The organism is Geobacter hydrogenophilus (genome assembly GCF_018501225.1).
Lineage (GTDB): Bacteria > Desulfobacterota > Desulfuromonadia > Geobacterales > Geobacteraceae > Geobacter > Geobacter hydrogenophilus.
Map to the genome: position 1 here is coordinate 158,627 of NZ_JAHCZI010000006.1, position 11,386 is coordinate 170,012.

An 11,386-nucleotide genomic window follows, 5' to 3' on the forward strand; every position below is an offset into this window, starting at 1 on the left:
AAAAACTGATGTTATTGTAGGAAATAAAACAAAACATGAAATAGTTGTAATGTATTAATGGGCTTTATGTGCGGGCTTTTGAGAGATGCTGAGCGTCTCTTCGGCAGGTCTCGCGAGGATAAAGTATGGACAAAATATGCAGTTTGATATAACGTGGTTATATATTTGCAGGAACGATAACGAGACATCTGGTGTCCTATGTATAAATTCAACGGCAAAATCAAACCTGTTCGCGAGACCTGCGACGACGACCTGCGGTCGCGCCTCAAGTTCTGCGCCGAAACCGGGCAGATCTGGCTCCATGAGCATCGCATGCTCCTGGTTCACGCCGAGGTTCAGGCTTCCCTGCGCAGGGAACTGATCGACACCCTCGGCATGGAGCGGGCCCGGGGGCTTCTCAGTCGGATGGGGTATGCGGCCGGGATGCGGGACTTTGAGCTGGCCCGCACCAGGGCGGGGGGGGACGGAGATGTGGAGGCGTTCATCGCCGGGCCGCAGCTACACATGCTGGAAGGGGTCGCCAAGGTGTCGACGGTATCCCTCGAGTATGACCGCAGTACCGGGAGCTTCTACGGCGAGTTTCTCTGGGAGAACTCCTGGGAGAGCGAGTGGCACAAAAAATACTACGGCACCTACTCGGAGCCGGTCTGCTGGAGTCAGATAGGGTATGCCTGCGCCTATGCGTCATCCTTCATGGGGCGTCCCATTCTGTACAAGGAGATAGAGTGCGCAGGCATGGGGGAGGGCCATTGCCGCATCGTTGGGAAACCCCTTGAGGATTGGGACGACGCATCGGAATATACCCGCTTTTTCGTGAAGGAATCCATCGCCGAGCAGCTGATCGATCTGCAGACCCAGGTGGTGCAGTTGCGGTCGGTCATTGGGGAGAAAGAGAAGCTTCCCTCCGACATCGTGGGCAATTCCAGGGCGTTCCGAGCCTCCTACGATATGCTGCAGCAGGCGGCCAAGAGCCAGATAACGGTCCTGCTTCTCGGTGAGACCGGGGCGGGCAAGGAAGTCTTCGCGCGAGCGCTGCACTCCCGCAGTTCCCGCCGCAACGAGTCCTTCATCGCCATAAACTGCGCCGCCATTCCCCACGATCTGGTGGAATCGGAGCTGTTCGGGGTGGAGAAGGGAGCCTATACTGGCGCGCTCAGCGCCCGGCCCGGGCGCTTTGAGCGGGCCAACGGCGGGACGCTGTTTCTCGATGAGATAGGCGATCTCCCCCTTTCGGCGCAGGCCAAGCTGCTGCGGGTTCTGCAGGAAGGGGAAATCGAGCGCCTGGGCGATCACAAGGTGCGCAAGGTCGATGTGAGGCTGGTTGCGGCGACGAACATCGACCTGAAGCAGCTGGTCAAGGAGGGCAAATTCCGCTCGGATCTCTATTACCGGCTCAATGCCTTCCAGATCAACATCCCTCCTCTTCGGGAACGCAAGGAGGACATACCCCTTCTTGCCAGGAGATTCATCGAGAAGTTTTCCGCTATCCACGGCAAGAAGCTGAACGGTTTCACCGACAAGGCGATGCGGGCGATCCTGGCATATCCGTGGCCGGGAAACATCCGTGAATTGCTGAACATGGTTGAGCGGGGTGTCATTCTGGCTCCCAACGGTACGCGTATCGAGCTGGAGCAGATGTTCTCGGCCGGCGTCCACGACCCGATCCCCGAGTTCGGACTCGACAGCAGCGGCGGTCTGGGCATGGGGACTCAGGAGCCGGTGATGGATCTCTACGCGCTGGTCGCCAATGGCAGCATGACGCTGGACGGGGTTGAGGCATCCCTGATCGAATCGGCGGTAAAGGCGGCCAACGGCAACCTGTCGGCTGCTGCCAGGGCCCTCGGGCTGACCCGGCCGCAACTCGCCTATCGCCTCAAGCGTCTGCAGGACACCAGCCCGGCCGGCTCCTACGCTGATCCGGCGCACCCCCCGGAGTGAGGCGGCACGGAACCCGCCTCGGATCGCGGCAGTTCAGAGGTAAAGATCATGCCGGCCAACTATCACGAACATTTTCCGAAAATCCTTCGACGCAACAAGCCTCTTCTCGACGATGAGGCGTTTCGCAGGAGATATGAACTGCTGAGCGTCGTCTTCGACGAGGCGTTCCAGTTGATGGGGCTCCTAAAGCCGGACGGAACCCTCATCAAGATCAATAAGACCGCCTACCGTTCCATAAAGGGGAAGGAATCGGAAGTAATCGGCAAGCCTTTCTGGGACACCCCGTGGTGGGCGCACTCCCCTGAAGCGCGCAGCCGGCTTCGCCGGGCAGTCGAGGCCGCCTCCCGCGGAGAGTTCGTCCGCTACGAGACGACCCATCGGACCCATGATGGAACACTTACGCACATAGATTTTTCGCTCAAGCCCGTGAAGGATGAAAGGGGTAAGGCGATCCTCATCGTTGCGGAGGGGCGGGACATCACGGAACGAAGGCGTGCGGAAGAGGCGCTGAGGGAGGCGGCGGTCAAGTACCGGATCGTCGCCGACAATACGTTCAACTGGGAATTCTGGTTGAGCCCGGAAGGAAAGTTCATTTATTCGTCCCCGTCCTGCCTGAGGATCAGCGGCTATGACGCCGAAACGTTCAATGCCGACCCCGGCCTGATCTGGGAAATCGTTCATCCCGATGACCGCAAGCTCGTGGCCCTCCACCGGCACGAGGTGAGAGAGGCGAAGGTTCTGGGGGCGGTTGATTTCCGCATCGTTCATCGAGACGGCGACATCCGTTGGATTCACCATGTCTGCCAGCCCGTGTTCGGCGATGGCGGAGAATATCTCGGCATCCGGGGCAGTTTCTCCGACATCACCGAACAGAAAAAGGCCGCGGCGATACTCCTGAGGAACGCCCGGATCAACCGTGAGCTGGAGATAGCCAAGGAGATCCAGCAGTCGTTCCTGCCGGTATGCCCGTCATCGCTGCCGGGGCTCCTCATGGCCTGCTGCTGCGTCCCCGCGGCCCATGTGGGGGGCGACTACTACGACTTCTTCACGTTGGAAAACGGCGTCATCGACATGGTCATCGCCGATGTCACCGGCCACAGCATCGGTTCGTCGCTCTTGATGACTATGACCCGCAGCGTGCTCAACGCCAAGGTCTGCACCGCACGCCCCCCCGCAAAGCTGCTCGACACGGTGAACGACCTGCTCCACGAAGACCTCTCCCGGGCCGAACTTCAGATCAGCATGTTCTATATCCGGATGGACATCGTCGACCACACCCTTTACTATGCCAACGCCGGGCACAACCATCCCCTTCTGTACCGTTCGGCGGAAGGTGCGTTCATGGAACTCGACGCTGACGGACTGATCATGGGGGTGAAAAAAGAGGTCGGTTTTGAAGAAAAGAGTATCCGGGTAGAGGAGGGGGACATCCTGATCCTCTATACTGATGGTGTGACGGAAGCGGAAGGGGCCGGGGGAGAGCTGTTCGGTTTCGGGCGGCTCTGTGAGGCCGTTGCCGAACACCGGGAGAGTCATCCCAGAGAGATCATGGACGGGATTTTCCGGAAAATATCTGCCTTTTCAGGCGCAGGGCCTCTCTCCGACGATGTCGCGATGATTATCGTCAAAATCGTCCGGTGACGGAGCCCGTGATGTCGTCCTGTCAAGAGAAGCGGCCATGACCAAACCCCGCAGTAACCGAAAAATTGCCTGTGACGCAACCAACAGCGACCTGCGCTCACTGGTGCATTTCTGCGCCGAAACAGGCCAGATATGGCTGCACGAGCACCGTATGCTCCTGGTTCATGCCAATGCCCAGGGAGGGATGCGCAAGGAGTTGATAGACACCCTCGGCATGGACCGCGCGCGCGGGCTTCTCATCCGCATGGGCTTTGCATCGGGCATGCACGATGCGGAAGTCTTCAGCAGGCGGGATCAGGGGGCGACCGACTACGAAGCTTTCATGATCGGCACGCAGCTTCATACCCTTGAGGGGATCGTCAAGGTTACCACCCTCAAGCTGGAGGCCGACCGCACTACCGGCAGGTTCTACGGCGAGTTCCTCTGGGAAAACTCCTGGGAGGGGCAGTGGCACCGTAATCAGTACGGAACCCATTCGGAGCCGGTCTGCTGGAGCCAGATAGGGTATGCCTGCGGCTATACCACGGCCTTGATGGGGCGGCCGATCCTGTACAAGGAAATCGAGTGCGTCGGCAAGGGGGACAACAACTGCCGCATCGTCGGCAAACCCATCGAGGAGTGGGAGGACGCGGCCGACTACCTGCGCATTTTCAACCAGGAATCCATTGCCGATCAGCTCATCGACCTGCAGACCCAGGTGGTGCAGTTGCGTTCGGCCATAAACGAGAAGGAAAAGCTACCCACGGACATCGTCGGCAATTCCAAGGCATTCCGGACGGCCTATGACATGCTGCAACAGGCGGCCAAAAGCCAGATAACGGTCCTGCTTTTGGGCGAGACCGGCGTTGGCAAGGAGGTCTTCGCCCGGGCCCTGCATGACCGCAGCACCCGTCGCAACGAATCGTTCATCGCCATCAACTGTGCCGCCATCCCCCACGATCTGGTGGAATCAGAGCTGTTCGGGGTAGAGAAGGGAGCCTTCACCGGTGCCCTCAACACCCGGCCGGGACGCTTCGAGCGGGCCAACGGGGGGACGCTGTTCCTCGACGAGATCGGCGACCTGCCGCTCTCGGCCCAGGTGAAACTGCTGCGGGTTCTGCAGGAGGGGGAAATCGAGCGCTTGGGTGATCACAAGGTCCGCAAGGTGGATGTGAGGCTGGTCGCGGCGACCAACGTCGACCTGAAGCAGCTGGTCAGGGAGGGTAAGTTTCGCTCGGATCTCTACTATCGGCTCAATGCCTTCCAGATCACTATCCCTCCTCTCAGGGAGCGCAAGGAGGACATCCCTCTCCTTGCCACCAGGTTCATCGAAAAGTATTCCGCAATCTACGGCAAGAAGCTCAATGGCTTTACCGATAAAGCCATGCGGGTCATATTGACCTACCCCTGGCCGGGCAACATCCGCGAGTTCATGAACATGGTGGAACGGGGGGTCATTCTGGCACCCAACGGCACCCGTATCGAGTTGGAGCAGATGTTTTCCTCCAGCAACAATGATCCGGCCATGGAATTCGGCCTCGACAGCAACGGCAGTCTGGGTGTTGACCGTGGTGAAGCTGAGCCTGGCAAGGATCTCTACGACGAGGTCCTGAACGGCAGCATGACACTGGACCAGGCCGAGGCCATGCTGATAGGGGCCGCCGTGGAGAAGGCCAACGGCAACCTCTCCGCTGCTGCCAGGGTGCTCGGCCTCACCCGGCCGCAGCTCGCCTATCGTCTGGGCCATCTGAACGATGGCGAGCCGGAGACAGGCGGTCGGAGATGAACGACACTCTGAGCATGCGGGTGCAAAGGTACCTGAGAGACCACAACGTAGCCACCGTGGCCACCAACGGCAGCGGCGGTCCCTGGGCGGCGGCGGTGTTCTATGCCAGCGACGGCTATACCCTCTATTTTCTGTCATCGCCGACGAGCCGGCATTGTCTCGATTTGGCCCAAACGGCGCGCGTTGCCGTGACAATCCAGGAGGATTATTCCGACTGGCTCGAAATCAAAGGGGTGCAGATCGAAGGTATTGCCACCGAAATCTCTGGTGCCGAGGAAGAAAAAGCCCGCAAGCTTTATGGGAGGAAATTCCCCCTGGTCGGCCTGCTGGCGCAGGCTCCGGCGGCCATTGTCGAGGCCATGGCCAAGGTTCGGTGGTACAAGGTTGTCCCGCACCGGTGCTTCTTCATCGATAATTCGCTCGGCCTGGGCCACCGCGACGAGGTTGATGTCGGCATTGATGCCGAATGACCTGTTCGTAATCTACGAATTGGTTAACAGGCAAAACGAAGTTATATTTGATTTTATCATATGATCAAATGGTCGTGCTTTTGCCTGCTGATCTATCTTCCCGCCTGATAGCATCCCGCAAACACTTGTCTATAGCAGCTTTTACCCCTCCTTGCTGATCCTCCACCATTGCCAATCACTGAGCATAACGAATAGCTGTGCATATAAAAATCCCATAATTCCAGCGGATTGGAGATGACTGTGCTATTGCTCCGAGAATGGAGCAAAAATTGCAAAACGTTGGTTTGAAAGATAAACCAACAAGGCAAGGAAGAGCCTTCACTTCATTCAAAAAGGAGAGTGGACATGCTTAAATCATTCGATGAACTGATCGCTGCCGTACAGGAAAAGCCGAAGAAGAAAATCGCCATCGTATCCCCGGAGGGAACGACGGTGATGAAGCTGGTCAAGCAGGCGCTGGAGGCGAAACTGGCCGAGTTCATCCTTGTCGGCGACGAAGGGAAGATAAAGACCATGTCGGCCGAGGCCGGCTTTGATTCGAACCTCATTAACATAATCAATATCCCGAATCAGAAGGATGCGGCGGAAGAGGCGGTCAGGCTGGTGATCGTGGGAAGCGCCAACGCCATCATGAAAGGCAACCTTCCCACCGCCACCTTCATGCGGGCGATCCTGGACAAGCAGAAGGGGCTGAACGACAACAGGGTGATCAGCGAGATCACCATCTACGAAAAGATCGTCGACGCACCGGGAGGCGGTTTCCGTTTCCTCACCGATTGCGCCATCAACGTCCAGCCGACCCTGGACGAGAAAAAGCAGATCATCGAAAACGCCGTCGGCCTGGCCCACAAGCTCGGCAACACGCTGCCGAAGGTGGCTGTCATCTCGGCCGTCGAGGTGGTCAACCCCGCCATGCCCGACACCATCGAGGCTGCGGCCCTGAGCAAGATGGCAGAGCGGGGCCAGATCGAAGGGTGTCTTGTCGAGGGGCCGCTGGCCTTTGACAACGCCATATCCCAGGAAGCGGCCAAGTACAAGAAAATCAAAGGCGAGGTGGCCGGCCAGGCGGATATCATCATGGCGCCCAACCTCCTCTCGGCGAATCCCCTGCGGAAGTGCCTGGTCTATTACACACAGCAGCGGATCGCCACCGCGGTGATGGGGGCGAAAGCGCCGATCGTGCTCACGTCACGCTCCGATTCGGCGGAAACCATGCTCCTTACCATTGCCCTGGCAGCGTACATATCCTGAGGAAGGGAGTGTCCCGGCGGCCACTGGAAGTGTGAAACAGGCAGCCGGGCCTCGTGCAAGAGCCGTCTCGACTCCCCGCAAGGGGAGGACGTTGCGCGAGGCTCGGCCGCCGGCATGAATGTGCCGGGGAATGAAGGGGAAAGGCTTCTGTACCGAAGAAGGGGCGGGGCAGGGCGGTGGTAAACGATTGACGTGACGGTGCCGGACCGTTCGTAGAGGCAAAGGGTTCAGCTGTTCTGGGTTCAGATCTCCGCCCGCTGGCGCGCGCCCTTCAGGGCGGTTTCCAGGGTGATTGTGTCCAGAACTGCTTTGGTGAGGTCGTCGATTTCGTTTGCGATGCTCTTCAGCTCCGCAAGTATCGGGACGTCTAAAGGGCTTCCGTGGGGCACATCGAGCTCGGATTCCAGATTTTCGAACATCTGAATTATATCCAGCAACGTCGTTCGCTGAATGTTGCCCGAAAACCGATAGCCGCCGCCGACGCCGCGTACTGCCTGTACCAGTCCTTCGTGGACCAGGTCGCGCATGATTTTTGCGAGATGATGGGGAGAGACGCCGTATTTGGAAGCGATCTCGCCGGTCGACAATTGCCGCTCAGGGTCGCTGGCCAGTTCCAGTACGGCAAACAGGGCGAAAAGGCTGGCTTTATTGAGTCTCATGGTATTCCCTCTCCAGGGTAAAACGTATGTAGAGTTTTGCCATGCACATTGTATTACAGCGGGCTGCCGGCAACCTTTCGGTTAGTCGAGCGGTTTTTCCAGCTCGATATACCTGCCCGTCCGTAGGCCCATGCTGCGAAAGAAGGACAAGGTCAACTTGTTATCGCGATCGACCATGGTGCGCACCGTGGTGACCCCGGTCTGTTTCAAACGGGCGGATATTTCGTCGAACATGCGCCGGCCAATGCCTCCCTCACGCGCTTTCGGTGAAACGGCAATGGCAAATACCCACCCGCAGGGTGGCGACCCGAACTCCCAGGCGCGAACCTCGCCGGCAATGAATCCGGCAATTCTGCCGTTCGATTCTGCCACGAGGAAGATCCGATCGCTTTTGCCGCCGGTAACAAAACGGTCAAATATCCCGCGCCAGTAATCAGCCTTTTCCGTCTTGGAAGTGACTGTATCCAAGGAGATTACATCGTTGAGATCGCTTGGCTTTGCGTTGCGGATGGATAATTGATCGCTCATTCGTGACCTTGCCGGCACTCGCATCTGGAACCGGGCCGGGGCTCTTTCTGTGGCCCGGTGTGCGAAATAGCCCAAAAATATTTTTCCGTGCTTGAATGATCCTCTTGGTAAAAGTGGTACCATAATACCGTAATAGGTCGGGGGATTCAAGGATATTTCCGCAGATTGTTATTTATCTCGTCGTTATGGGGGTAACTCTATGAAAATGCGACTCTATGGTACGCGAGAGCAACTTCGTGACTTGTGCCACTGAATTGTCTTGACAGTTAAAATATTAAAATGGTACCAAAATACTATAATATCTCGCCTCGGAGTTCAGGTAGACGGCACGCTTTTGAACAGGTCGTTTGATATGTGAGGTGTCTATGTCCCCGTCAGATATCTATGGGAGAAAGATAAATTACCTGCGGTTGTCGGTAACGGATCGCTGCAATTTCCGGTGCTCGTACTGCATGCCGGCCTCTGGCATCAAAAAGCGCGCGCACGCTGACATCCTGAGCTATGAGCAACTGCATCGGATTGCGGAAGCGGCAGTTGACATCGGTGTCGAGAAGATCCGGATAACCGGTGGGGAACCCCTGGTGAGAAAGGGAATGCCCGGATTTCTTGCCGGCCTGAAGCGGATACCCGGCTTGAAGAAACTCGTCCTGACCACAAACGGCGTGTTCCTGGGGGAGATGGCCGGTGAGCTAAGAGACGCCGGAGTTGAAAGTGTCAACATAAGCCTGGATTCGCTGCGTCCCGACGTGTTTTCCCGGATTACCCGGCGCGGCGATTTGTCCAGGGTGTTGGCAGGGATCGCCGCTGCCGAGCGTGCCGGGTTCGAGCATATCAAGCTAAACATGGTGGTGATGCGCGGGGTTAACGACGCCGAGGTGCTGGATTTCGCGGCGATGACCCTCGACAAGCCGTTGAAGGTGAGATTCATCGAGTATATGCCGACGCTGAAGGAAAGGAACTGGCAATCCTTCATGGTTCCCGGGGACGAATTGCTGTCCCGGCTTTCAAAGCGGTACCGACTGCAAAAAGTGACCAATGACGCACTTGACGGGCCAGCCGTCTACTACCGGATTGACGGGGCCGCGGGAACGCTCGGTTTCATCACTCCAATATCCAGCCATTTCTGCCAGAACTGCAACCGGATCAGGGTCACCTCTTCCGGCACGGTAAAGAGCTGTCTGTTTGACGATGGGACAACGAGCCTCAAACCTTTTCTTGAAAATGGCGACGACGCCGGACTGCGGGAAACGCTGCGCCAGGTTGCCGGCATGAAACCCCACCGGCACATGTTCATGTCGCGTGAAGCCGACAACCATTCGTTCACCATGTCGCAGATTGGCGGGTAACGGACGCGAAGTCCGAAGGAGAATCCGGAATGATGGGTAAAGTCATGGCAGTCTGCCTCAGCAAAAACAAAGGCGAGCGAAAGACCCCGGTGGCGAGTGTCCGCCTGCTCACGAACCATGGCATCGACGGCGATGCCCATGCGGGGGATTGGCACCGCCAGGTAAGCCTCCTGGCCCAGGAAAGCATCGAGAAGATGCAGCGCCTGGGTCTCTCGGTGCAGGCGGGGGATTTTGCCGAGAACATTACCACTGTCGGAATCGATCTCCCCGGCCTGCCGATCGGAACACGGCTCAGGGTAGGGGAGACGACGCTGGAGGTTACCCAGATCGGGAAAGAATGCCATACGCGCTGCGCCATTTATTACCAGGCCGGCGACTGTGTGATGCCAAAGGAAGGAATCTTCGCAAGAGTCGTGCACGGTGGCGGGATACGGCCGGGGGATGCTGTCGAAGTCGAAAAACCGTGAGCGGAAACTTTCTCCACGGTGGAGAGTCGCGGATGTGAATTCCGCTCCCTGGGATAATCCGACCGGCTACGGCGCGTCACTCTTTGGGAATCGCCGTATGCGGACCCGCATGGACGGTGATGTGGAGGCCGGGGAGAATAACCCCCCGGCTATCCGATTCACCCTCTATCTTAGAGGGGTAATGTTCGGGAATTTCTCAGCAAATGTCTTTTCACTGGTTTCCATCATACGCTTCCCCTCTGAAATCATCACATCTGCCTCTTCAATTTTATCCTTTCCTTCCTCAATCATTTTCTGCCCTTTTTTCTTTAACTCCTCACCTTCGATAAGCAGGCTATTCCCCTCAGTCCACTTTTTAGACAGTTCCCGGGCAGTTTCACCCTGGAGAAGCATCGTATCGCCTATGGTAGGCTTAGAGCTCGCACACCCGCCAGCAAGCATGGCTACAATGATAAGGCACACCTTGCTCCAACACGCTTTTTTCATGATATCTCCTTTTGGGTTGTTATGAATGTGTCTGACGGACCGGGAGAAATAGTGACTACTCACGCATCCCCGGCGTTACAGTGACCGCTACCAATAAGCCCTCAGGACTGAGAAGCCGGGTAACAATCTGTCCCCACGGCTCCTTTTGCGCTCTGGTCAGTAACATGTATCCTCGTTCTTCCAGTTCGTCAACCGCGCCGCGCCGCCTCGATCGCAGCGATGTCGATCTTTTTCATCGTCATCATCGCATCGAAAGCGCGCTTGGCGGCAGCGGTGTCGGGATCGGTTATCGCTTTGGTCAGAGCTATCGGCGTAATCTGCCAGGACAGACCCCATTTGTCCTGGCACCAGCCGCAGGCATTCTCTTCGCCGCCGTTACAGACGATGGCGTTCCAGTAACGATCCGTTTCGGCCTGGTCAGCGGTTGCGACCTGAAACGAGAATGCCCAATTGTGCTTGACCTCGGGTCCGCCATTGAGCCCGAGGCAGGGAATTCCCATCACCGTAAACTCGACCGTCAACACATCTCCTTTTTTCCCGGACGGAAAGTCTCCCGGCGCGAGGTGCACCGCGCCAACAGATGAATCGGGAAAGGTCTCCGCATAGAATCGTGCCGCCTCCTCGGCGTCTCCATCGTACCAAAGGCATATCGTATTCTTTGCTGGCTTGCTCATGTCACCCCTCCTGGTCTTTGGACGTGTTGCTGCTTTATAGTAACTTGCATAACGTGGGAGAGTGCAGCGGCGGAGCGAAGCAGAGAATCTTCCCCCGATAAAGTAGACACGGGTTACGCCATGCTCCACTCATACTCCTCCGGCGAAAGATAGCCAAGAGA

Annotated in this window: 11 protein-coding genes; 7 read left to right on the forward strand and 4 right to left on the reverse strand. The window is 57.4% G+C overall.

Features of this window, described 5'->3' with window-relative positions; all coding sequences use genetic code 11:
- The first annotated feature begins 198 nt into the window (after positions 1-198).
- The 5 genes from KI811_RS11890 to KI811_RS11910 all read left to right on the forward strand — a co-directional run bounded on the left by KI811_RS11890 (position 199) and on the right by KI811_RS11910 (position 7,065).
- Positions 199-1,938, forward strand: coding sequence for a sigma-54-dependent Fis family transcriptional regulator (locus KI811_RS11890; RefSeq protein WP_214186688.1), 1,740 nt, complete (start codon positions 199-201; stop codon positions 1,936-1,938).
- A 48-nt stretch (positions 1,939-1,986) separates the two neighbouring features.
- Positions 1,987-3,579, forward strand: a complete 1,593-nt coding sequence (locus KI811_RS11895; protein ID WP_214186689.1) for a SpoIIE family protein phosphatase — start codon at positions 1,987-1,989, stop codon at positions 3,577-3,579.
- Between the two features lie 37 nt (positions 3,580-3,616).
- Positions 3,617-5,344: a sigma-54-dependent Fis family transcriptional regulator gene (locus KI811_RS11900; RefSeq protein ID WP_214186690.1), complete on the forward strand. Its 1,728-nt coding sequence runs from the start codon at positions 3,617-3,619 to the stop codon at positions 5,342-5,344.
- On the forward strand, positions 5,341-5,814 hold the full coding sequence (locus KI811_RS11905) for a pyridoxamine 5'-phosphate oxidase family protein (protein ID WP_214186691.1): 474 nt from the start codon (positions 5,341-5,343) through the stop codon (positions 5,812-5,814). The genes KI811_RS11900 and KI811_RS11905 overlap by 4 nt, the downstream gene beginning before the upstream one ends.
- A 339-nt stretch (positions 5,815-6,153) precedes the next feature.
- Positions 6,154-7,065, forward strand: coding sequence for a bifunctional enoyl-CoA hydratase/phosphate acetyltransferase (locus tag KI811_RS11910; RefSeq protein WP_309298927.1), 912 nt, complete (start codon positions 6,154-6,156; stop codon positions 7,063-7,065).
- Positions 7,066-7,307: 242 nt separating this feature from the next.
- On the opposite strand, the gene KI811_RS11915 is transcribed toward KI811_RS11910, so the two are convergent.
- Positions 7,308-7,724 (reverse strand): RrF2 family transcriptional regulator, encoded by a 417-nt coding sequence (locus tag KI811_RS11915; protein WP_214186693.1) that lies wholly within the window; start codon positions 7,722-7,724, stop codon positions 7,308-7,310.
- Positions 7,725-7,805: 81 nt separating this feature from the next.
- The gene (locus tag KI811_RS11920) at positions 7,806-8,252 is read right to left on the reverse strand and encodes a GNAT family N-acetyltransferase (protein ID WP_214186694.1); all 447 of its coding nucleotides are present in this window, start codon (positions 8,250-8,252) and stop codon (positions 7,806-7,808) included.
- 365 nt (positions 8,253-8,617) lie between these two features.
- Here KI811_RS11920 and moaA point away from each other — a divergent pair, with 365 nt between their 5' ends.
- Positions 8,618-9,598 carry a GTP 3',8-cyclase MoaA gene (gene moaA / locus KI811_RS11925; protein WP_214186695.1) on the forward strand — a complete coding sequence of 327 codons (981 nt, stop codon included), beginning with the start codon at positions 8,618-8,620 and terminating at the stop codon, positions 9,596-9,598.
- 29 nt (positions 9,599-9,627) lie between these two features.
- A complete protein-coding gene (locus KI811_RS11930) occupies positions 9,628-10,065 on the forward strand; it encodes an MOSC domain-containing protein (RefSeq protein ID WP_214186696.1) in 438 nt (145 codons plus the stop codon).
- Positions 10,066-10,230: 165 nt separating this feature from the next.
- Here KI811_RS11930 and KI811_RS11935 read toward each other — a convergent pair whose 3' ends face one another.
- Together KI811_RS11935 and KI811_RS11940 are read right to left on the reverse strand one after the other, a co-directional pair.
- A complete protein-coding gene (locus KI811_RS11935; protein WP_214186697.1) occupies positions 10,231-10,551 on the reverse strand; it encodes a hypothetical protein in 321 nt (106 codons plus the stop codon).
- A 188-nt stretch (positions 10,552-10,739) separates the two neighbouring features.
- Positions 10,740-11,225: a VOC family protein gene (locus KI811_RS11940; protein ID WP_214186698.1), complete on the reverse strand. Its 486-nt coding sequence runs from the start codon at positions 11,223-11,225 to the stop codon at positions 10,740-10,742.
- Between the last annotated feature and the right edge of the window lie 161 nt (positions 11,226-11,386).

Coding starts and splice junctions, on each gene's coding strand:
- KI811_RS11905 (WP_214186691.1), top strand. CDS start 5,341: ATGAACGACACTCTGAGCATGCGGGTGCAAAGGTACCTGAGAGACCAC.
- KI811_RS11940 (WP_214186698.1), bottom strand. CDS start 11,225: ATGAGCAAGCCAGCAAAGAATACGATATGCCTTTGGTACGATGGAGAC.
- KI811_RS11930 (WP_214186696.1), top strand. CDS start 9,628: ATGATGGGTAAAGTCATGGCAGTCTGCCTCAGCAAAAACAAAGGCGAG.
- KI811_RS11915 (WP_214186693.1), bottom strand. CDS start 7,724: ATGAGACTCAATAAAGCCAGCCTTTTCGCCCTGTTTGCCGTACTGGAA.
- KI811_RS11890 (WP_214186688.1), top strand. CDS start 199: ATGTATAAATTCAACGGCAAAATCAAACCTGTTCGCGAGACCTGCGAC.
- KI811_RS11935 (WP_214186697.1), bottom strand. CDS start 10,551: ATGAAAAAAGCGTGTTGGAGCAAGGTGTGCCTTATCATTGTAGCCATG.
- KI811_RS11895 (WP_214186689.1), top strand. CDS start 1,987: ATGCCGGCCAACTATCACGAACATTTTCCGAAAATCCTTCGACGCAAC.
- KI811_RS11920 (WP_214186694.1), bottom strand. CDS start 8,252: ATGAGCGATCAATTATCCATCCGCAACGCAAAGCCAAGCGATCTCAAC.
- moaA (WP_214186695.1), top strand. CDS start 8,618: ATGTCCCCGTCAGATATCTATGGGAGAAAGATAAATTACCTGCGGTTG.
- KI811_RS11900 (WP_214186690.1), top strand. CDS start 3,617: ATGACCAAACCCCGCAGTAACCGAAAAATTGCCTGTGACGCAACCAAC.